Annotated in this window: 17 protein-coding genes; 13 read left to right on the top strand and 4 right to left on the bottom strand. The window is 52.5% G+C overall.

The window, feature by feature from the left end; translation table 11 throughout:
- Window positions 1–96: 96 nt before the first annotated feature.
- The 4 genes from tig (at window position 97) to ispG (ending at window position 4,849) form a co-directional block, all read left to right on the top strand.
- Window positions 97–1,440, top strand: a complete 1,344-nt coding sequence (gene tig / locus ACFSX3_RS24925; RefSeq protein ID WP_209993546.1) for a trigger factor — start codon at window positions 97–99, stop codon at window positions 1,438–1,440.
- Between the two features lie 280 nt (window positions 1,441–1,720).
- Entirely contained in the window at window positions 1,721–2,311 is a 591-nt protein-coding gene (clpP, locus tag ACFSX3_RS24920) for an ATP-dependent Clp endopeptidase proteolytic subunit ClpP (RefSeq protein WP_209993547.1), read from the top strand.
- A gap of 12 nt (window positions 2,312–2,323) precedes the next feature.
- Complete coding sequence (gene clpX, locus ACFSX3_RS24915; RefSeq protein WP_209993548.1) at window positions 2,324–3,580, top strand: ATP-dependent Clp protease ATP-binding subunit ClpX; 1,257 nt, start codon at window positions 2,324–2,326, stop codon at window positions 3,578–3,580.
- A 129-nt stretch (window positions 3,581–3,709) separates the two neighbouring features.
- Window positions 3,710–4,849: a flavodoxin-dependent (E)-4-hydroxy-3-methylbut-2-enyl-diphosphate synthase gene (gene ispG / locus ACFSX3_RS24910; protein WP_209993588.1), complete on the top strand. Its 1,140-nt coding sequence runs from the start codon at window positions 3,710–3,712 to the stop codon at window positions 4,847–4,849.
- A gap of 98 nt (window positions 4,850–4,947) precedes the next feature.
- Here the strand turns inward: ispG and ACFSX3_RS24905 are convergent, their stop codons facing one another.
- From ACFSX3_RS24905 to ACFSX3_RS24890, 4 genes are read right to left on the bottom strand one after another with little or no spacing between them, the layout of a single operon-like run.
- Entirely contained in the window at window positions 4,948–6,051 is a 1,104-nt protein-coding gene (locus ACFSX3_RS24905; RefSeq protein ID WP_379255335.1) for a GerAB/ArcD/ProY family transporter, read from the bottom strand.
- A gap of 31 nt (window positions 6,052–6,082) precedes the next feature.
- Complete coding sequence (locus ACFSX3_RS24900; protein ID WP_209993549.1) at window positions 6,083–6,295, bottom strand: hypothetical protein; 213 nt, start codon at window positions 6,293–6,295, stop codon at window positions 6,083–6,085.
- Entirely contained in the window at window positions 6,292–7,512 is a 1,221-nt protein-coding gene (locus ACFSX3_RS24895; RefSeq protein WP_209993550.1) for a Ger(x)C family spore germination protein, read from the bottom strand. Before ACFSX3_RS24895 ends, ACFSX3_RS24900 begins: the two co-directional genes overlap by 4 nt.
- A gap of 18 nt (window positions 7,513–7,530) precedes the next feature.
- Complete coding sequence (locus ACFSX3_RS24890; RefSeq protein WP_209993551.1) at window positions 7,531–8,994, bottom strand: spore germination protein; 1,464 nt, start codon at window positions 8,992–8,994, stop codon at window positions 7,531–7,533.
- Between the two features lie 189 nt (window positions 8,995–9,183).
- Between ACFSX3_RS24890 and lonB the strand changes: the two genes are divergently transcribed.
- From lonB to ACFSX3_RS24845, 9 genes are all read left to right on the top strand, one after another.
- Window positions 9,184–10,893, top strand: coding sequence for an ATP-dependent protease LonB (gene lonB, locus ACFSX3_RS24885; protein WP_209993552.1), 1,710 nt, complete (start codon window positions 9,184–9,186; stop codon window positions 10,891–10,893).
- Between the two features lie 234 nt (window positions 10,894–11,127).
- On the top strand, window positions 11,128–13,527 hold the full coding sequence (lon, locus tag ACFSX3_RS24880; RefSeq protein ID WP_209993553.1) for an endopeptidase La: 2,400 nt from the start codon (window positions 11,128–11,130) through the stop codon (window positions 13,525–13,527).
- Between the two features lie 12 nt (window positions 13,528–13,539).
- Window positions 13,540–14,205: a ribosome biogenesis GTP-binding protein YihA/YsxC gene (gene yihA, locus ACFSX3_RS24875; protein WP_209993554.1), complete on the top strand. Its 666-nt coding sequence runs from the start codon at window positions 13,540–13,542 to the stop codon at window positions 14,203–14,205.
- Between the two features lie 30 nt (window positions 14,206–14,235).
- Complete coding sequence (locus ACFSX3_RS24870) at window positions 14,236–14,823, top strand: non-ribosomal peptide synthetase module (RefSeq protein ID WP_209993555.1); 588 nt, start codon at window positions 14,236–14,238, stop codon at window positions 14,821–14,823.
- Window positions 14,824–14,924: 101 nt separating this feature from the next.
- Window positions 14,925–15,707 carry a tyrosine-protein phosphatase gene (locus ACFSX3_RS24865; RefSeq protein WP_379255340.1) on the top strand — a complete coding sequence of 261 codons (783 nt, stop codon included), beginning with the start codon at window positions 14,925–14,927 and terminating at the stop codon, window positions 15,705–15,707.
- An 86-nt stretch (window positions 15,708–15,793) separates the two neighbouring features.
- Window positions 15,794–17,821, top strand: a complete 2,028-nt coding sequence (locus ACFSX3_RS24860; RefSeq protein ID WP_209993557.1) for an S-layer homology domain-containing protein — start codon at window positions 15,794–15,796, stop codon at window positions 17,819–17,821.
- 93 nt (window positions 17,822–17,914) lie between these two features.
- Window positions 17,915–18,691, top strand: a complete 777-nt coding sequence (locus tag ACFSX3_RS24855) for a YveK family protein (RefSeq protein ID WP_339219911.1) — start codon at window positions 17,915–17,917, stop codon at window positions 18,689–18,691.
- On the top strand, window positions 18,672–19,358 hold the full coding sequence (locus ACFSX3_RS24850; RefSeq protein ID WP_209993559.1) for a CpsD/CapB family tyrosine-protein kinase: 687 nt from the start codon (window positions 18,672–18,674) through the stop codon (window positions 19,356–19,358). Before ACFSX3_RS24855 ends, ACFSX3_RS24850 begins: the two co-directional genes overlap by 20 nt.
- Before the next feature lie 41 nt (window positions 19,359–19,399).
- Window positions 19,400–21,232 (top strand): polysaccharide biosynthesis protein, encoded by a 1,833-nt coding sequence (locus tag ACFSX3_RS24845; protein ID WP_209993560.1) that lies wholly within the window; start codon window positions 19,400–19,402, stop codon window positions 21,230–21,232.
- The last annotated feature ends 19 nt before the right edge of the window (window positions 21,233–21,251 follow it).

Raw genomic sequence — 21,251 nt, 5'->3', positions numbered from 1 at the left:
AGTAATGTTGTATATAATATAGTGGTTATTCTGTGCGTGAAATGTTGGACTATTTTAAGTAAACATGCAACCTATTTTTGGAGGGAAAAGTATATTATGAAAGCAACTTGGGAAAAGATAGAGAAGAACCTTGGAGTTCTTGAAGTCGAAGTTGAAGCGGAACGCGTAGCATCAGCACTCGACAAAGCTTTTAATAAAGTGGTAAAGAAAGCAAACGTACCTGGATTCCGTAAAGGTAAAGTGCCTCGTCCGATTTTTGAATCCCGTTTCGGTGTTGAAAGCCTGTATCAGGATGCTATCGACATTCTTCTTCCTGAAGCTTACGGCGAAGCCGTTGAACAGACTGACATCTTCCCTGTAGACCGTCCAGAAGTGGACATCGAGCAATTCGCTAAGGGCCAGCCGTTCATCTTCAAAGCGAAGATCACAGTTAAGCCGGAAGTGAAGCTGGGCGAGTACAAAGGTCTGGAAGTTCCAGTACAGAAGGCAGAAGTAACTGACGAAGAGCTGGACGCTGAACTGAAGCGTCTGCAAGAGCGTCACGCTGAGCTTGTTGTCATTGAAGAAGGAGCAGCTGTGAACGGCGACATCACTATCATTGATTTTGACGGTTCGGTAGACGGCGTACCATTCGAAGGCGGACAGGCTGAGCGTCATTCCCTGGAGCTGGGCAGCAATTCCTTCATTCCAGGATTCGAAGAGCAGGTAGTGGGCATGTCCACTGGAGACTTCAAGGATGTTGAAGTAACCTTCCCTGACACTTACCACGCTGCTGAACTGGCAGGCAAATCTGCTGTATTCAAAGTGAAGCTGCACGAAATCAAGCGCAAACAGCTTCCTGAGCTGGATGATGAATTCGCCAAGGATGTTAGTGAATTCGACACACTGGAAGAATACAAGGCAGACCTGAAGGCACAGCTCGAATCCCGTAAGCAGGAAGAACTCAAAGGCGTTCGTGAAACAGCGGTAGTTGACGCAGCAGCAGCTAATGCTGAAGTTGAAATTCCTGAGGCCATGGTCGCCAGCGAAGTGGAGAACATGGTTCGTGATTTCGATACCCGTCTCCGCCAGCAGGGCATGAACATGGATATGTTCCTTAGCTTCTCCGGCCAGACCCGTGAAGACCTGCAGGGACAAATGAAGGGCGATGCTGAGAAGCGCGTTCGTAACAACCTTGTTCTGGAAGTTATTGCTAAGGAAGAGAAGATCGAAGTTTCCGAAGAAGAAGTTACGCAAGAGCTGGCTACTATGGCTGAAGCTTACAAGCGTTCTCCTGAAGAAATCCGCAGCATTCTGGCAGCCAATGGTTCCCTGAGTAGCCTGAATGATGAGATCTCCCTGCGCAAGACCATCGATTTCCTCGTTAGCAACAGCGTGGAAGTTGAAGCTCCGGCAGCACCTGTAGAAGAAGCGGCAGCAGAAGAAGCAAGCGCTGAGTAAGCTTCTAACCTTTACCTAGAGCGGCTATCCAATTAGCCTCCATAGAGATTTGATAAGGCACGTAAGTTTTTGTTACGTGCCTTATTTTTATCGGGGCAGACGTTTGTAAGTACATATCATGAATCCGGCAATTGGCATTGTCTGTGGAATTGCGATATAATGGCATGCACATGAGCAATGCGGTTTATGGCACAGTGAATAAATGACATCCTGCTTTGAACGTGTTAAAATATTTCTGAAACGGAAAGACTAATCTGTATAGAGAAAAGAGGTTGGTGGCATGAGTCTGGTACCAATGGTTGTGGAAACGACAAGCCGGGGAGAACGCTCATACGATATCTATTCCAGATTGCTCAAGGATCGCATCATCTTCCTGAGCAGTGCGATTGACGATGATGTCGCCAATCTGGTTATTGCGCAGTTGCTGTTTCTGGCGGCAGATGACCCCGAAAAAGACATTCACTTGTACCTCAACTCGCCCGGTGGTTCTGTTACAGCCGGCATGGGTATATATGATACGATGCAATATATCAAACCGGATGTTTCAACGATTTGCGTAGGGATGGCAGCCAGTATGGGATCTTTGCTCCTGACAGCCGGAGCGCCTGGCAAGAGATATGCGCTGACCAACAGCGAAGTCATGATTCATCAGCCGCTCGGCGGCGTTCAGGGGCAGGCGTCAGACATCTGGATTCATACCGACTGGATTCTCAAGACGAAGGCGAAGCTGAATCAGATTTATGTAGAACGCACAGGTCAGCCCCTTGACAAAATCGAACGGGATACAGACCGCGATAACTTCATGAGCGCGGAAGAAGCGAAGGAATACGGGCTCATTGACCAGGTACTCTCTTCACCGATCAAATCTTAAAGGGGTGGTAAGATGTTTAAATTTAATGATGAAAAAGGGCAGTTGAAATGCTCCTTTTGCGGCAAATCACAAGAGCAGGTTCGTAAGCTAGTAGCGGGACCTGGCGTTTATATATGTGACGAATGCATCGAGCTGTGCACGGAGATTGTGGAAGAGGAGCTTGGCCACGAAGAAGAGCTGGATATGAAGGATATTCCGAAACCGAAGGAAATCCGTGATATTCTGGATCAATACGTTATCGGCCAGGAGCAAGCGAAGAAATCGCTCTCCGTTGCTGTATACAATCACTACAAGCGCGTGAACAGCCAGAGCAAGATTGAAGATGTGGAGCTGACGAAGAGCAACATTCTGCTGCTCGGACCTACAGGCTCCGGTAAGACCCTGCTGGCGCAGACGATGGCGAAGATCATCAACGTTCCTTTTGCCATTGCAGATGCCACTTCCCTTACGGAAGCAGGTTATGTGGGTGAAGACGTTGAGAACATTCTCCTGAAGCTGATTCAAGCGGCTGATTATGATGTGGAGAAAGCCGAACGCGGTATCATCTATATAGACGAAATTGATAAGGTAGCGCGTAAATCCGAGAATCCGTCCATTACCCGTGACGTATCCGGTGAAGGCGTTCAGCAGGCGCTGCTGAAGATTCTGGAAGGTACGGTTGCTTCGGTTCCACCGCAAGGCGGACGCAAGCATCCTCATCAGGAATTCATCCAGATCGATACTACGAACATTCTGTTCATCGTGGGCGGTGCCTTCGACGGACTGGAGCAAATGATCAAGCGCCGTATCGGCAAAAAAGTCATCGGCTTCAACGCTGCGGTTGAAGGACAGAAGGATCTTAAGGCCGGTGAATACCTGTCCATGGTATTGCCTGAGGATCTCCTGAAGTTCGGTCTTATCCCCGAGTTCGTTGGCCGTCTGCCGGTCATCTCGACCTTGGAGCCGCTTGATGAGAGCACACTGGTACGTATCCTCTCCGAGCCTAAGAATGCGCTCGTGAAGCAGTATGTGAAGCTGCTGGAGATGGATAATGTAGCCTTGAAGTTCGAACCGCTTGCCCTTGAAGCGATTGCTAAGGAAGCGATCAAGCGGAACACCGGTGCCCGTGGACTGCGTGCCATCATCGAGAGCATTATGCTTGATGTGATGTACGAAGTGCCTTCACGCGATGACATTAAGGATTGTGTCATTACCGAGAAGGTGGTCCAGGAGAAGTCCCTGCCGGAGCTTAGTCTCAAGAAGGATAAGAAAAAAGAAGAAAGCGCGTAAGCCAGGCGTAAGTACCGGGCCTGACACGGCTTAACAATACAGCTCAGGGTCTCCACTTTCTCCCGCACATCCCGCATGACCTGCGGGAGCGGAGAGGGTGGAGCTTTGATCGTTATGGGGGAGAAAACCATGTTCCTGAGACACCAGACCCGTCCCGTCAATGTTGGCGGAGTGATTATCGGGGGTAACAACGAGGTTGCCATCCAAAGCATGTGTACGACCAAGACCGCCGATGTAGAAGCAACCGTAGCCGAGATTCTGCGGCTGGAGGAAGCCGGCTGTCAGCTCGTGCGTGTAACGGTCAACAATGAAGAAGCGGCAGCAGCGATTAAGGAAATCAAGAAGCAGATTCATATCCCGCTTGTAGCGGATATTCATTTCAATTACAAGCTGGCTCTGCTGGCGATTGAGAACGGCATCGACAAGGTGCGGATCAATCCCGGCAATATTGGACGACGTGACAAGGTTGAAGCTGTCGTTAAGGCCTGTAAGGACAAGGGGATACCGATCCGTATTGGCGTTAATGCCGGTTCACTGGAGAATCACCTGCTGGAGAAATACGGTTATCCTACACCAGAGGCTATGGTGGAGAGTGCCCTGTACCATATCGGCATTCTGGAGGAGCTGGATTTCCACGATATTATCGTATCGCTGAAGGCTTCGGATGTGCCGATGGCTATTGAGGCATACCGCCAAGCTGCAGAAGTAATTCCTTATCCGCTGCATCTGGGCATCACTGAATCCGGCACTCTGTTCGCTGGAACAGTGAAGAGCTCGGCCGGGATCGGCGCCCTGCTCTCCATGGGCATCGGCAGTACGGTGCGGATCTCCCTGAGTGCTGATCCGGTGGAGGAAGTGAAGGTCGCCCGTGAGCTGCTGAAGACCTTCGGTCTGATCTCGAATGCGGCTACCCTGATCTCCTGCCCGACCTGCGGACGCCTGGATATTGACCTCTTCTCGATTGCGAACGAAGTGGAGGAGTACATCTCCAAGCTGAAGGTGCCGATTAAGGTATCCGTCCTCGGCTGTGCCGTGAACGGACCGGGTGAAGCCAGAGAAGCGGACATCGGCATCGCCGGTGCGCGCGGAGAAGGACTGCTGTTCCGTTACGGCAAGATGATTCGCAAGGTGCCCGAGGCAGAGCTGGTCTCTGAGCTGAAGAAGGAGATTGACATTATTGTCGAGCATTTTGAAGCGACCGGTGAGATTCCCGGCCGCAGTCACGCCGGACTGGCTCCGGCAACGCCAGCCGGCAATACCGGGAACTAATACTATATATAGCATCATGCCCTGCCCGCCCGGAGATGATCCGCAAGCGGGCAGGGCTTTTTGGTATGTCCGGCAGCGCTAACGCAGGCAGCAGAATCTTAAGATTTGGCTGCGGAGGCGCCCAGTTTATGGCGGATCAGTGCGATCAGATACACGACCAGCGGAATAAATACGAGGTGGATGGCGGCGAATTTCCACCAGACATTTTGGGCTATATCTAGCACATACACTATGTTGATATAAACACTGGAGGCTAAGACGAATAGCAGGATTGCCAAAGGATAGATCAGGTGAGAAGTGCGCTTCAGGTTGAAGACGATCTGCAGGTTCTGCAGGAGCAGCAGGAAGAGCAGCGATATTTTGATGAAGAAGGTCATAATCCAGATTGTAATCAATATTCCCTCTACCCGTTGCAGCACGTTGCCGATATTAATGGTCTTCGCCAGAACGAACACCGGGTAAATGCTGTTCGAGGTCTGTTCAATCCCGAGGACCATTACGCTAAGCAGTACCAGCACGAAGAGGATCAGCCCGCCGGCGGTCATTCCGCCGAGCAAAGCCCGCGCCTGCTTACCAGGCAGCTTCACCAGAGGGAGGAAGCCCATTAATACAATGGGCTCCTGGAACATGGAGGATTGGATGCCGGCAGACAGAGACGGTCCCACGCCATCCTCCATGACGGGAAGAATATGCGTCCAGGTGACTTGAGGAATCAGGGCCAGTATGAGCAGCATCAGCAGCAGCAACAGCCAGGGGAAGAGCAGCTCACCTAATCGGGCCAGGATAATGATACCCTTCCGGGCACCGATGACGATGACGAGGAGGAATATCAACTTGATCGCCTCTTGCGGGGTTTCAGGCATCACCTCTGTGGTGATGAAGGTTCCCATATCTCCGAGTAAAGTACTGGTAAGGGTGAGGAAATAGAATAAGTAGATGAGCGAAAATGCCTTGCCCGGCCATCGGCCCAGCACGGACTCCAGAATTTCAAACAGATTCTGGCCCGGATACATGCGGGAGAGAGCGAGACATAAACCAGCCATCAAAAGATTGATGAGCAGGCTGATGAGGGCGGCGATCCAGGCATCCTCTCTGGCGACCAGTGCTATGGAGCCGGGCAAATCAAGGATGGAGGTTCCGGTGGCGAGCCCGAAGGTCAGGATGAAGAATTGTACGGAGGAGAGCTTCATGGACTTGCTCACAGGTCTGTCACCCTTTCGGTTCAATTAGTGGTTACAAGTGAAGCAGCTTAACGATGCTCTCTACCCAGTTCATGGGCCGGATCACAGTAGAGCCTGCCATGTCGGCAATGGTGGCTGAAGCAGTAAGCAGCCAGAGCACGCAGAAGACCGCCGTATCCTGCGGAGAACGCAGCCGGATCAACTGGGGGAGCTGCGTAACGGCGGCAACCAGCAGGATCAGAAGCAGCAGCCAATCCCAGTTCATTTAGACTCCATCTCCCTTCTCTGCGGCTGATCAATTGAACCGATCCGCCGGACATGCGCATCACAGTCTACGCTTATCTTCACCTGCTTGAAATGCTCGTCCCACTCCTCACGGTAGGTTCTCCAGAGCCGGGGATATTTGCGGTGCAGCGCTTCGCCGAAGCCGAAGATGTCAGAGGCAAACGTCTTCTGCACATTTTGAATATTCCTGCTCATCACTGTTTTGTATTTCTTCTCGATTTCGGTCTGGAGTGTCTCCACATTGGCTGGCTTGCTGAGATCGATGGTGCTCTGGATCGTGGTAAGGTCGACCTCGACATTGATCCTCACCGTGAATTCGGGCTTACCGTCCGGGCCGATCCGGGGATGGATACGGCTCTCGGAGCGGGTGACGATGAATCCAATCTTGCCTCCATCGGGGCAGGTGACATTGCCGTTAGTAGAGCTTACTTCATTTAGCGTATAATTGACGGTCTTGCTTGTGCTCTCCCCCAGCCAGCCGACCAGGCGGTCTTTCTTGAAGATGGCCATTCCCGCCTGGACAATCTGTGACTTTGGTACAATGGATTCGATATTTTGGAGCGTGCCTCCCCCTGATGTATCTCCTTTAAGCTGAACACCGGACATAATAGGATTGGAGCCGCCGCGCTCCAGCTCAAGAATGAATTGCTGCAAGGTGATGCTGCCGGTAGCCGCCCAGTTTTTGTGGGAGACCAGAATGGAAGAGTAGAGCGAATTGGCGGGAATCGGCTCAAACGACGTGTTAATCTCCAGAATATCTGAGGCCAGGGAGTGCTTCGCAACCACCAGGAAGAAATCACTGCGGAGCTGATGGTTCCGTGTAATGAAGTCCATAATGTCACTGACCCCTTGCCGGGCCAGCTCTTCCCCCAGAACCAGAACCCGGATATGGGATAAATAGAGAGCGTGCGGTGCGGCGCTGAGTATATGCTGCAGAGCGTCGGGGACGGTCTGTCCGGTGGCTTTGTAGGTGAGAACCGGCAGGCTTTTGCCGGATTCCCCTTTATTATTACGGGCTTCCCCGGAATTCAGCACCTGAGCGGACACGGCGTAACCCTGAGGAGCGGTATCAATCCCCAGCGCCATGACCACGGCCAGTTCGTTCAGCTCCTTGCTGCTCCAGCATCCGGGTAATACCGCCAGACTGAAGACCAGAAGAAGAACCGGGAGGACTTGTTGGAAACGTTGGGTATTCATAGGAAGCACTCCTCTCTGTCAGTTATGCCCCGTGTATTTCTTCATGCTCCGCCTGGACATCCGGATTAGGCTGTCCTTTTGGCTCTTCCACTGCCAGGGTGCGAAGGAGGTCATGTAAGGGAGGCCCATGGATTCCAGGCTGCATAGATGCAGTCCCAGAATTAATAAGGCGACAATAATCCCGTACAGGCCGAAGGAGGCGCCGATTACCATCATCCCGAAGCGTAGAATCCGTACCGAAATGCCGATGTTGAAGGCTGGCAGAGCGAAGTTGGAGATGGCGGTAATGGCGACTACGATAACCATTGCGGCCGACACCAGCCCCGCATCCACCGCAGCCTGGCCAATAACCAGCGTGCCGACAATAGATACGGACTGGCCGATTGACTTGGGCAGGCGAATGCCGGCTTCGCGCAGAATCTCGAAGGTAATCTCCATCAGGGAGGCTTCAAAGAAGGCCGGGAATGGAATACCTTGACGCTGTCCAATCAGGCTGATCAGCAGGGATGTCGGAATCATCTCCTGGTGAAACGTGGTAATCGCAATATAGAAGGCGGGGGTCAGCAGGGCTACGGCGAAGCAGAAATACCGGAGGATACGGACCAGGCTGGCAAAATCGCTCCGCTGGTAGTAATCCTCACTGGACTGGAAGAACTGCACGAACAGCGCAGGGACGATCAGCACGAACGGCGTGCCTTCCACCAGAATGGTAATCCGTCCTTCGAGCAATGCGGATGCGGCGGAATCCGGTCGTTCCGTATTGTAGACCGTAGGAAAAGGGCTGTATTGCCGGTCCTGAATCATCTCCTCAATGTAATTGCTCTCCAGCACGCTGTCGAGTCTGGCCGCATCCAGCCGTCTGCGCAGCTCCTGCAGCACTCCCGGATCAACATTGCCTTCAATATACATGACTGCTATGTTGGTCTGTGTCTGTTTCCCGAGAATTCTCTCTTCAATGCGCAGCTTCGGATTCTGGATTCTCCGGCGGATGAGCGCGGTATTATCCCGCAGGGATTCTGTGAAGCCTTCGCGCGGCCCTCTGACCACGGACTGGGAGCTGGCGTCCTCCACGGCCCGCTGCTTGAGCGCTTCTGTTCCGGCAGAGAGGGCGATTTCTCCTCCGTCGATGAATACGATAGAATTGCCGGCCAGCAGCTCCCTCTCTACCCGGGGATAATCGCGAATCTCCCCGACCTTACCCAGTGCGAGGGTGCGTGTCTTCAGCAACTGCAGGCAGCTTGCCGGCTCAGGGTTGCTGAATGCATTGAACAGATCCTCGTCCTCATGGATCGCGTGGATCATCTCTTGCGGATCAGCCATGCCTTCAATATAGATAATGACAGCGGCGAGCGGGCCGAGCTTCATGAACCGGTAGATGATATCTGTGCTTATGCCCAGCCGGTCCTGCAACCCATTGGTGAATTCATCTAGTGACTGCGGCAGCTTCCCCTGTGTTATTTCTTTCTGTTCCATATGTCTCATGGGCTTCACCTCCTGTCATTCGCGTATAGTCTTTCCGATTATGGAAATCGTATGCAATATGCGGGCCGTCAGGGAGGCGGAGGCTTTTGTTTTTTTGCTGCGGGAGTTTATGAATGTTTGAAACGGCTATACTACCAAGTAGTAGCTGAATACAGAACAGGTAGACGGAAGGATACAGGAGGGTGACCTATGGAACTAAGTATATTGCTGATGGTCGTGCAGCTTTTTTTCGCGCTGGTCATCGGTGTTTATTTTTGGAATCTGCTGCGGGGACAGAAGACGAACAAGACGGCGGTGGACCGGGAATCGCGTAAGGAGCTGGACAAGCTGCGGAAGATGCGGATGATCTCACTGACCAAGCCGCTCTCGGAAAAGACACGCCCCGCCTCTATCGACGATATCGTCGGACAGAAGGACGGGCTGCGCGCCTTGAAGGCCGCGCTCTGCAGTGCCAATCCGCAGCATGTCATTATCTACGGGCCGCCGGGTGTGGGCAAGACGGCAGCAGCGCGGGTAGTTATGGAGGAAGCGAAGAAGAATGCGTTATCGCCGTTCAAGCGCGACGCCAAATTCACCGAGATTGATGCCACTACGGCGCGCTTCGACGAGCGCGGAATTGCCGATCCGCTGATCGGCTCCGTGCATGATCCGATCTATCAGGGAGCAGGGGCCATGGGCGTGGCCGGAGTCCCGCAGCCGAAGCCGGGAGCGGTGACCAAGGCGCATGGCGGAATTCTGTTCCTCGATGAGATTGGTGAGCTGCATCCCATTCAGATGAACAAGCTGCTGAAGGTGCTGGAAGACCGCAAGGTGCTGCTGGAGAGCGCCTATTACAACTCAGAGGACAGCAATACACCAGCGTATATCCATGATATCTTCCAAAATGGCCTGCCTGCCGATTTCCGGCTGGTAGGAGCCACGACACGATCACCGGACGAGATCTCGCCGGCGCTGCGTTCGCGCTGCATGGAGATTTATTTCCGTCCGCTGCTGCCGGAGGAGATTGCCGTAATCGGACGGGATGCCGTCCAGAAGATCGGACTGAAGCCAAGCCCCGAAGCGGTGGAGGTTGTGCAGCAATATGCTACGAACGGCCGTGAGGCGGTGAATATGATTCAGCTGGCTGCCGGGCTTGCGCTGACCGAAGGCCGGGATACGCTGAGCGCTGCGGAAGTGGAATGGGTCGCAAGCAGCAGCCAGCTGCCGCTGCGGACGGAACGCAAAATCCCTTCCGCTCCGCAGGTCGGACTGGTCAACGGCCTTGCCGTCTACGGACCCGGCATGGGCACGCTGCTGGAGATCGAGGTCTCAGCCGCTCCCGCCCTTAACGGGCCGGGCAGGCTGAATATCACCGGCGTAGTCGATGAAGAGGAGACGCGCGGAGGCTCGCGGACCGTGCGGCGCAAGAGTATGGCCCGGGGCTCGATTGAGAATGTGCTGACCGTCCTGCGCACCATGAAGCTGGAGCCGGACAAGTATGACCTGCACATTAACTTCCCCGGCGGGACACCGATTGACGGTCCGTCCGCCGGGATTGCCATGGCGGTGGCCATCGTCTCCGCCATCCGGAAGCTGCCGGTGGATAACACGGTGGCGATCACCGGGGAGATCGGCATCCATGGCCGGGTGAAGCCGGTCGGCGGTGTGGTCGCCAAGGTGGAGGCTGCCTTTCAGGCGGGAGCGACCACCGTGCTGATCCCGAAGGAGAACTGGCAATCGCTGTTCGCCGATCTCGGCGCGCTGCGGGTGATCCCGGTGGACACCGTGGAGGAAGTCTTCCGCCACCTGTTCGGCGCGGACACGGCAGACATCAGAATGCCCGCTGTATCGGGCGAGACCTTCTCTTCGGCGCCTTCACTGCTGAAGGCGGACGCCTCGGGCGAGAGTATGCCTGGATAAGACAGGAATAGTGCGAAGGAATCCTCTGGCGGGTAGCTGCCGGGGGATTTTTTTGAGCGGATGAGGAGAGGGGAGCAGCGGCATAGGACACGAATGTTCAGCGAATACTACATACTAATGGGTGAGCGTGCCAATAACACCAATTGCAGACACGGGTTGTTGGTGTTTTCATGCGGCTTTTGTTAGAATGAATGCATATGACACAACTTATGAACCATGGGAGGTGCGAAAGCGATGATACAAAGTAAATCCAAGGGTCGTCGTTTTCCTTTATTACCGCTTAGAGGTCTTCTTGTATATCCCAGTATGGTTCTGCATCTGGATGTAGGCCGTGAGAAGTCCGTCCGGGCATTAGAGAAAGCTATGGTTGAAGATAATTTGATTCTCCTGTGCTCCCAGTCTGAAGTCAATATTGAGGAGCCGGGGCAAGAGGATATATTCCGCGTGGGTACGGTGGCGAATGTGCGGCAGATGCTGAAGCTTCCCAATGGTACGATCCGTGTGCTGGTGGAAGGCGTAGAGCGGGCTGAGATACTTCATTATACGGACAACGAGGAGTACTATGAGGTGATGGCGCGTGAGCTGCCGGAGCAGGAGGATGTGGACCAGGAGAGCGATGCCCTGATGCGCAGCGTGCTGAGCCAGTTCGAACACTACATCACTTTGTCCAAAAAAGTAACGCCAGAGACACTCGCTGCGGTCTCCGATATAGAGGAGCCTGGGCGGCTGGCGGATGTCATCACCAGTCATCTGGCGCTGAAGATCAAGGACAAACAGGAGATCCTGGAGACCATTGACGTCAGCAAGCGTCTGGAGAAGCTGCTCGATATCCTTAATAATGAGCGCGAAGTGCTGGAGCTGGAACGCAAGATCAGCCAGCGTGTGAAGAAGCAGATGGAGAAGACCCAGAAGGAGTATTACCTGCGTGAGCAGATGAAAGCGATCCAGAAGGAGCTTGGCGAGAAGGAAGGCCGGGCCGGTGAAGCCGATGAGCTGCGCGCCCAGATGGAAGAGAAGAACCTGCCGGAACAGGTGCAGGTGAAGATTGAGAAGGAAATCGACCGTCTGGAGAAAATGCCGGCAAGCTCGGCCGAAGGCAGCGTCATCCGCAACTATGTGGATTGGCTGCTCAGTCTGCCTTGGAGCGAAGCCACAGAAGATGATCTGGATATCCGCAAGGCGGAAGAGGTGCTGGACGCAGACCACTATGGTCTGGAGAAGCCTAAGGAACGGGTGCTGGAATACCTGGCGGTGCAGAAGCTGGTCAAGGGTCTGAAGGGGCCGATTCTGTGTCTGGTAGGTCCTCCGGGTGTCGGCAAAACCTCGCTCGCCCGCTCTATCGCCCGCTCCCTGAACCGCAAGTTCGTCCGTATCTCGCTGGGCGGCGTACGGGATGAAGCCGAGATCCGGGGTCACCGCCGTACGTATGTCGGCGCAATGCCGGGCCGGATCATCCAGGGAATGAAGACGGCAGGCAGCACTAATCCGGTCTTCCTGCTGGATGAGATCGACAAGATGGCAGCGGACTTCCGCGGCGATCCGTCGGCGGCCCTGCTGGAGGTGCTGGACCCGGAACAGAACAATACGTTCAGCGATCACTTCGTTGAGCTGCCGTTCGACCTGTCGAACGTCATGTTCGTCACTACAGCGAATGCCGTGCACAACATTCCGCGTCCGCTGCTGGACCGGATGGAGATGTTGTTCATTCCTGGCTATACGGAGCTTGAGAAGCTGCAGATTGCCAGCCGTTATCTGCTGCCGAAGCAGCGCAAGAGTCACGGCCTTGCGGAAGAGCAGCTGTCCATCGGAGATGATACGCTGCTGAAGATGGTCCGCGAGTACACCCGCGAATCCGGGGTGCGGAATCTGGAGCAGCAGATTGCTGCCCTCTGCCGCAAGGCGGCGAAGCAGATCGTCTCGGAAGAGAAGGAGCGCGTCAGCATTCTTCCGGAAGAGATCAAGGATTATCTGGGAGCCTCCAAGTTCCGCTATGGGATGGCAGAGCTGGAGGATCAGATTGGTACCGTTACCGGGCTGGCTTGGACCGAAGTTGGCGGCGATACACTGCTGATTGAAGTAACCGTGGTCCAAGGCACCGGGAAGCTCACGCTGACCGGACAGCTCGGCGATGTGATGAAGGAGTCGGCGCAGGCCGCCTTCAGCTATACCCGCTCGAAGGCGGAGGAGCTGGGGCTTGCTCCTGATTTTCACGAGAAGAACGATATTCACATTCATATTCCCGAAGGTGCGATTCCCAAGGACGGCCCGTCCGCAGGGATTACGATCGCCACGGCGCTGATCTCCGCGCTCACCAAGCGGTATGTCTCCAAGCATGTGGCCATGACCGGCGAGATTACGCTGCGCGGACGCGTATTGCCTATCGGAGGCCTGAAGGAGAAATCCCTGGCCGCCCACCGTGCGGGCTACAAGAAGATTCTTATCCCGAAGGACAATGAACGCGACCTCAAGGATATCCCCGAGAGTGTCCTGAGTGATGTCGAGTTCGTGCCGGTGTCCCATATGGATCAGGTACTGAAGCACGCGCTTGTAGATCATGCAGATGGAATCAACACCGATTCAGATACAGATACAGATACAGAAATAAGCATTGAAGCGCCCAGTAGTGTGCATTAGAAAGGAAGTCTTATGAAAGTTAACAACGCCGAATTTATTATCAGTGCCGTAGGCCCTGACCAGTACCCCATGGATGCCTTGCCGGAGATTGCTCTGGCAGGGCGCTCCAACGTAGGGAAGTCCTCTCTGATCAACCGGATGATTAACCGCAAGAATCTGGCCCGCACCAGTTCTACACCGGGCAAGACGCAGCATATGAACTATTACCGTGTGAATGAGAGCATGTATTTCGTTGACTTCCCGGGGTATGGCTACGCCAAGGTCTCCAAGACGCAACGCGCCTCCTGGGGCAAAATGGTCGAGAAGTACATGGCAGAACGCGAGACGCTGAAGATGGTCCTGCTTATCGTAGATCTGCGCCACCCGCCGACCGTCAATGACAAAATGATGTTTGACTGGCTGAAGCACTACGATCTGCCTCTCTGCGTAGTAGCCACCAAAGCGGACAAAATTCCGAAGACCCGCTGGCCGAAGCATATCAAGATCATGAAGCAGGAGCTCGGTGTGCTGCCGGGAGACAGCTTCATTGCGTATTCATCGGAGATTGGACTTGGCAAAGACGAATTATGGGAACTTATTGATAGACATACTCTACCCACCGAAGAAGAGCTTCCGGCAGAACCGGATGATCAGGATTCCGGGGATGAACCGCAGCATGAAGCGCCTTCCGAGACTTAAGGGTTAGTCATTAAGAATTGAGGGATGTTTATGGCTCAGCGTCTGGCGATGGAATATGTGAATGCAACGATGCAAATGACCGAATTTCAGCTGAACCAGTTTCTGCTAACCGCCGATACCAGCTATATCAGTCACCGTGTGAAGGTACTTGGCGCGGGCGAACAGGAGATTGTGCTGGAGGAGGCCGGGGGCGAGGAGGTCCATCTGTCTTTTGAACGCAAAGGCGGCATCTATATGGGTTCCTTGTCCTGCAGGGTGGTGAATCCTCATCTGATTAATGCAGTCCGCAAATTATTCTTCATGTATAAGGGCACGGGTACCGTAAACCGCATTTATAAGGATCTAACGATGATGTATTACTACGAAGGCGGCTCGGTGCGCCGGATCTCGGAAGTGAGGCCGGGCGGCATCAAGCTGATCTATCAGCATAAATATTCAGTGGCAGAGATGCTGGCTGTCTACAAGCTTCAGAGCGTAGAATGTGAGATTGAGCAGCTCCGTCAAGAGGTTAATAGACTGCTCGATATGCGCAACCGTAGTCAGCAAGAGGCAGTGATTAAGGAAGTCGATGAGAGACTTGCAGAGGCGGCCTACCGGCTGTTCCGACTGGAAGCATAAATGATATTGTTTTAAAATTTGGCAATCATTTCCTAGTGAAATGGTTGTATTTTTTTGCGAAAACTATACATATCCTCTACGAAAGGACCGATATACAACATATGATAGATATCCATAGCCACATTCTACCTTTCATGGATGACGGAGCCGCTGATTACGACGCCGCTCTCGCCATGGCGCTTGACGCCCATAACGATGGTATTACAACTGTAGTAGCTACCCCTCACCATGCGAATGGAGTCTATATGAATCCGGCTCAGGAGATTCAAGCGGCGGTGCGGGTGCTGAATGCGAAGCTGCAGGAAGCAGGCAATCCGCTGGTCGTGCTGCCGGGGCAGGAGATCCGGATCTACGGAGAGCTGCTCGATGATCTGGAGCGCGGACAACTGCTGACACTTGCCGGTTCCCGGTATATTTTGCTGGAGATGCCCTCTTCACGGGTGCCCCGCACTATGGAAGAGACCTGTCATGAGCTGGTCATTCAGGGAATGGTGCCGGTTATCGCCCACCCGGAGCGTAATGCGGAGGTTGCTGCCGATCCGTCCAAGCTGCTGCGATTAATTGAGCTTGGCGCTCTTGGACAGGTAACTGCACAGAGTATCGCCGGCGTCTTCGGGAGTAAGCTGCAGAAGCTGTCGCTCCAATTATGCCGGCAGCATGCCGTGCATATTATTGCATCGGATGCGCATGATTCTGTACACCGTCCCTTTGGATTAAGCGAAGCTTACGGGGTGGTGCGGCGGGAATTGGGAGAAGAGTCATTCGACTTTTTTCTACAAAATTCGCGCGATCTCCTTACAAATAAGGAGATTAATCGAGCTAATCCTATTCAATCTACCAGCAAACGTCATAGATTGTTCGGATTTCTTTCTCGTAAGGGGTGACCTTCTGTGTCATTAATGGTAGAATGGGTATTACTGGATTCTTGCACTATTATTAATACAAATACATACACAGAGGTGGATGACAAGTGACTTTGAAGAAAAAATTGGCAGTATCTACACTAGCAGTAAGCATGGCAGCGGCATCCGTTGCCGGATTCCCGTTCAGCAGCAAGGGGCTGGCTGAACATTTTGGAGTGAGTACAGCTTCCGCAGCAGCAGTAACTAATGCAGGTGTGAAGGCGAAGGTTGAGAAGATTTATGCTCAGCTTACAGAGACTGAGAGACAAGCACTTCTTGCTTATGAGAAGGAAGCAGGCAATATCAGCGCTGAAATTTTCGAACAGATTTTCCAACCAGTACTTTCCAAGCTTGCCTTAGAAGCTGATGATCTTGCAACTGCTCATAAAGCATTCACGAGCGTATCCAGTGTAGTCTACGATGTATATGACAAGGATTACACTGCGATTAAGGCGATCCGCTATGATGAGAAGAATGTGGACCTGCTGAAGAGAATTGCAGTTAAGGCTGGCGTAAAGAATCTTACGGCTGACGATTTCAATGAATTCCTGTTCGGCGACAAAGGCGTTGAAGCTGAACTTCGCGCAATGATCAGCAATAAGTCCAAAACTGACTTGATGAACCTGGTTCTTAATGCTTCTAGCACTGATGATGCTCTGAATACATTGCTGAATGAAGCCATTACCAAGGTTCTGAATCACAACACAATTGAGGGTGGCCTTACCGTAAGCCAGGTAGTCTACAACCTTAACATTACTCCAGGAGATATTAAGCTCAGTCTTAAGAACCTGAAGGATACAATCCCAACAGCCGCGCCAGCAGTGAAGGCTCTTGCTTTAGCTTATGTGAGAGCTTACATTAACGAGCCTGTAATTACTGAGCCTAATCCTCCTGGAACTGGCACTGGCGGCGGTGGCGGTGGCGGCACAGTAACAACTCCAGTTACGAACCCTACAGCTACACCAGGTGTATACGATGTATCCAAGCTGGTAACGATTGTAGGCAACAAAGCAACCCTGAAGCTCGTAGATGCTGATGTACTGAAAGCCTTTGATGCACTGGTTGCAGCTAATGCCGGTAAGACAGGTCTTACGCTTACCCTGAACCTGGGTACAGTGAACGCGGCAACAGTAGAAGTGCCATTGTCCAAAGCAATCATCGAAGCAGCCAAGGCGAAAGGCATTGCCAACATTGCAATTACTTTCAACGGCTTGACTGTAACGATTCCAGTAGGACAGTTCAGTGAAGCTATTACACTGACTACTTCCACTGTAGCAGATACAACCGTAACATCCCTGTCCAGCATGAAGCTGGCATCCAGCGTATATGACTTCGAACTGACTGTAGGCGGTGTGGTTACATCAACCTTCAAGCAGCCAATCATTATCAAGCTGCCGCTTAAGAATACAGAAGGCCTTGACCGTGAACTGTTGTCCGTTGCGAAGGTAGTCTACAAAGAACTGCAATATCAGGGTGGTGTTGTAGATGGTGATCACATCACTGAACCGCGTGACGGCTTCTCTTCCTATGCTGTACTGGAGAACAAAGTCAGCTTCAAGGATGTTGCAAGTGTTCAGGCCTGGGCTGGAAGACAGATCTCAGTCGTAGCAGCCAAGGGTGCTATTGAAGGCGTAGGCAACGGCAACTTTGCTCCGAAGAACAATGTGACCCGTGCAGAATTCGCCAAGATGCTGATCCGTGCACTGAACCTGGAGAACAACTCCGCGAAGCAGAGCTTCGGTGATGTAAGCTCCACTGCCTGGTATGCTCCTTATGTAGCTGTTGCTGCTGAGAAGGGCATCATTACTGGACGCAGTGCAGCCCAGTTCGATCCTAGTGCAACGATTACCCGTGCGGAAATGGCAACGATGATTGCCCGTGCCGTGAAGTCGCAGAAGCCAGATGCTGCAACTAGTGTCAGCTCCCTGAGCAAGTTCTCCGATGCAGGCAAGATCGCTGCTTCCCTGAAAGACGGAGTAGCCTTCGCTGCCAGCAATAACCTGGTTATCGGCAACGCCGGCAAGTTCAATCCTAACAACACAGCTACACGTGCTGAAGCTGCAGTGATTATCTACCGCACCATCAACTTCAAGTAAGTAAATAGTATTGTGGAGAGCCTCCTCTCGTCGTTTAGAGAGGAGGCACTTTTTTGGAGAATATAAGAATTTACAGCTTGGAGGGAAATGCACTTGTCAGCACAAGAATTGGATTTGCGCGATTATTTCCAGATTGTCAGGAAGAGACTGTGGATGATTATCAGCATTGTTATCGTGGCCTGTGTTCTTGCCGGGATCTACAGCTTATATATCAAGAATCCGGTCTATGAAGCTTCAACGAAGATCATTGTTAATCAGACGCCTACCCAAGCTACGGCAGCACAGCTGGATCTGAATCAGATCAATACCAACATTCAGCTGATCAATACGTACAAGGAAATTATCAAGACTCCCGCAATCCTCGATGTTGTAGCCCAGAACTACCCGCAATTCGGGATTACGGCAGAGGAAATGCTGAAGAAGGTTAACGTGAGTTCTGTAAATAATACGCAGGTGATGACACTTGTCGTTCGAGATAATTCATACCAGAGAGCCGCAGAGATCGTGAATGCCATATCCCTTGTATTTAAGCAGGAGATTCCGTCCTTGTTCAACGTACAGAATGTGTCCATCCTCAACGAAGCCAAGCTTAATCCGCCAGTTACACCCGGACCGGTAGAGCCGAATGTGGTGATGAACCTCGCGATTGCTTTTATCGTATCCCTGATGATTGGTCTGGGGATTGCCTTCCTGCTGGAGTATCTCGATGATACGCTGAAGACAGAAGACGACATTAAGAAATACCTTGGACTTCCGACTATAGCTATGATTACCCGGCTGGGTCAGGAAGAAACCAAGACCACCGGGCAGCAGGCTCAGGCACAGAGCAGAAAGGCGGGGGAACTAGAGCATGTCACAGCAGCCAAATAAACAACGCCATCTGATCACCGTGACCAACCCGCGTTCGCCGGTATCCGAAGCCTTTCGGGCACTGCGCACGAACATTGATTTCTCCTCTGTAGATGAACAGATCCAGATTATTATGGTCACTTCTTCCGGACCGGAGGAAGGGAAATCAACCGTTACCGCCAATCTGGCCGCTGCGTACGCGCAAGCGGATAAGAAGGTGCTGCTAATCGATGGTGACTTGCGTAAGCCTACGGCGCATAAGACTTTTTCCCTGAGTAACCGGTATGGGTTGTCCTCCTTGCTCTCTCAGCAGGCGAATCTGGCCGATGTGATTCAGGAATCCGGTGTGAACAACCTGTATCTGATGACATCCGGCCCGATTCCTCCGAATCCTGCTGAGATGATGGCCTCCAACCGCATGAGTGCGGTGCTGCAGGAGCTGCGCCAGTTATATGATGTCATTCTGATTGATACTCCGCCGCTATTGGCCGTTACAGATGCACAGATTGTTGCCTCCAAGAGTGACGGCGTAATTATGGTGGTCAGCTACGGTAAGGTGAAGCGCGATATTGCAGCTAAGGCGAAGGCCAATCTGGACCGGGTCGGGGCCAAGATGCTGGGCGTGGTTCTTAACAACGTGAAGCGCAAGGCCAGTGAAGGCTACTACTATTACTACTATGGCAATTGAATTGTTTAATAGATAAATTGTTGTTTTTGGAGGCACTGAAAATGACAGCAAAAACAAGAGTGTTGGTATTATTCATGATCGACATTGCGATCATATGGTTCAGCATCGTGACTTCCTACCTGTTCCGCTTCTACAATGAGATTCCGCCGGAATATGTGGTACAGATGATCGTGTTCGGCGCTATCTCCACGGTGGCGATCGGGGGAAGCCTGGTCTACTTCGGACTCTACCGCAGAATGTGGCAATATGCCAGTATTAACGAGATTATATCGGTTCTCAAAGCTATTGTAGTAGGAGCGTTGTTATCTTACGTTGCCGCTTATATCATCCTGCCCGAGCGCGTGCCATTCAGCATAGAAGTCCGGGCGATGGAGACGGTTCTGCTGCTGGTGGGGGGCGTCCGCTTCTTCTGGAGAGTCTTCCGCAGTGAACGGAGCAACAATAAGAATACTGAGCTTCATACGCTGATTGTCGGAGCCGGAGATTGCGGAATCCTGATTGCCAAAGAACTGATGGGACCTTCCTTCGCGAGCACCCGGCTGGTTGGATTCATCGATGACAGCGCAGATAAATATCACATGTCCATACTGAGTGTACCTGTACTGGGTAACCGTTATGATATTCCGCGGATTGTGAAGGACAAAGAGATTCACGAGATTATTATCGCTATGCCCTCGGTCTCCAGAACCCAAATATCCGAGATTATTAATCTGGCCAAGGCTACAGGCGCGAAGCTGAAGATTATCCCGGCACTGAACGATCTGATCGCAGGCAAAATCTCTGTAAAGAAGCTCCGCGATGTCAGCGTAGAGGACCTTCTGGGCCGTGAGCCGATTGTTGCAGACATGAACAGTATTTTGGGCTATGTTCATAACAAAACCGTACTGGTAACAGGCGCAGGAGGTTCGATTGGCTCAGAGCTATGCCGCCAGATCTCACCTTTTGCACCGGACAAGCTGCTGATTCTGGGACATGGCGAGAATAGTATCTATACCATTGAGATGGAGCTGCGTAAGAGCTTCCCTTACCTGGAGATCGTGACTGTAATTGCTGACGTTCAGGACCGCACCCGGTTAATGGATGTATTCCAGAGCTATAAGCCGCAGGTGGTCTTTCATGCGGCAGCACATAAGCACGTTCCTCTGATGGAGCGCAACCCTTCCGAAGCCATCAAAAATAATGTCTTCGGGACCCGCAATGTAGCCGACTGTGCAGACATGTATGGTGCAGAGCGCTTCGTGATGATTTCGTCCGACAAGGCCGTGAACCCGACCAGCGTCATGGGAGCCACGAAACGGATTGCCGAGATGTATGTGCAGAGTCTCAATGTAGCAAGCCCTACCAAGTTCTCTGCGGTACGCTTCGGTAACGTATTAGGCAGCCGGGGCAGTGTCATTCCCGCCTTCAAGCAGCAGATTGCAGCCGGTGGGCCTGTCACCGTAACGCATCCCGAGATGGTCCGTTACTTCATGACTATTCCCGAGGCCGTTCAACTGGTGATTCAATCCGGTTCCTTCGCGAATGGCGGAGAAGTATTTGTCCTGGATATGGGAGCACCAGTTAAGATTCTGACTCTGGCCGAGGACTTAATCACACTGTCCGGTTACGAGCCTTACAAGGACATTGACATCACCTTCTCAGGCATCCGTGAAGGCGAGAAGCTGTATGAAGAACTGTTGACAGATGAAGAGAACCTGGGTTCCACTCAGCATGACCGGATCTTCATCGGCAGACCTAACGTCATCACCCGGAGCCAGATGGAGCTAGAATTCAAACGGTTGGAACGGGTTGTCACCGAAGATGCAGAAGCCATCCGTGAAGTGATTAACCAGATCGTACCGATGCAGCCAGTCATCCAGGCAGCCATTAGCTAATTAGAGATGTGGAGGTACC

This window comes from Paenibacillus rhizoplanae, assembly GCF_042684125.1.
In the GTDB taxonomy this organism is placed as follows: domain Bacteria; phylum Bacillota; class Bacilli; order Paenibacillales; family Paenibacillaceae; genus Paenibacillus_AQ; species Paenibacillus_AQ rhizoplanae.
Note: the sequence above shows the minus strand (reverse complement) of the source record. Positions and strands in the feature narration are given on the sequence as shown.

What these genes read in the sequence shown, in the direction of transcription:
- lon (WP_209993553.1), top strand. Translation starts at nt 11,128, where the DNA reads ATGATACAAAGTAAATCCAAGGGTCGTCGTTTTCCTTTATTACCGCTT.
- ACFSX3_RS24845 (WP_209993560.1), top strand. Translation starts at nt 19,400, where the DNA reads ATGACAGCAAAAACAAGAGTGTTGGTATTATTCATGATCGACATTGCG.
- ACFSX3_RS24900 (WP_209993549.1), bottom strand. Translation starts at nt 6,295, where the DNA reads ATGAACTGGGATTGGCTGCTGCTTCTGATCCTGCTGGTTGCCGCCGTT.
- ACFSX3_RS24865 (WP_379255340.1), top strand. Translation starts at nt 14,925, where the DNA reads ATGATAGATATCCATAGCCACATTCTACCTTTCATGGATGACGGAGCC.
- ACFSX3_RS24890 (WP_209993551.1), bottom strand. Translation starts at nt 8,994, where the DNA reads ATGAGACATATGGAACAGAAAGAAATAACACAGGGGAAGCTGCCGCAG.
- ACFSX3_RS24870 (WP_209993555.1), top strand. Translation starts at nt 14,236, where the DNA reads ATGGCTCAGCGTCTGGCGATGGAATATGTGAATGCAACGATGCAAATG.
- clpX (WP_209993548.1), top strand. Translation starts at nt 2,324, where the DNA reads ATGTTTAAATTTAATGATGAAAAAGGGCAGTTGAAATGCTCCTTTTGC.
- ACFSX3_RS24850 (WP_209993559.1), top strand. Translation starts at nt 18,672, where the DNA reads ATGTCACAGCAGCCAAATAAACAACGCCATCTGATCACCGTGACCAAC.
- lonB (WP_209993552.1), top strand. Translation starts at nt 9,184, where the DNA reads ATGGAACTAAGTATATTGCTGATGGTCGTGCAGCTTTTTTTCGCGCTG.
- clpP (WP_209993547.1), top strand. Translation starts at nt 1,721, where the DNA reads ATGAGTCTGGTACCAATGGTTGTGGAAACGACAAGCCGGGGAGAACGC.
- ispG (WP_209993588.1), top strand. Translation starts at nt 3,710, where the DNA reads ATGTTCCTGAGACACCAGACCCGTCCCGTCAATGTTGGCGGAGTGATT.
- tig (WP_209993546.1), top strand. Translation starts at nt 97, where the DNA reads ATGAAAGCAACTTGGGAAAAGATAGAGAAGAACCTTGGAGTTCTTGAA.
- yihA (WP_209993554.1), top strand. Translation starts at nt 13,540, where the DNA reads ATGAAAGTTAACAACGCCGAATTTATTATCAGTGCCGTAGGCCCTGAC.
- ACFSX3_RS24895 (WP_209993550.1), bottom strand. Translation starts at nt 7,512, where the DNA reads ATGAATACCCAACGTTTCCAACAAGTCCTCCCGGTTCTTCTTCTGGTC.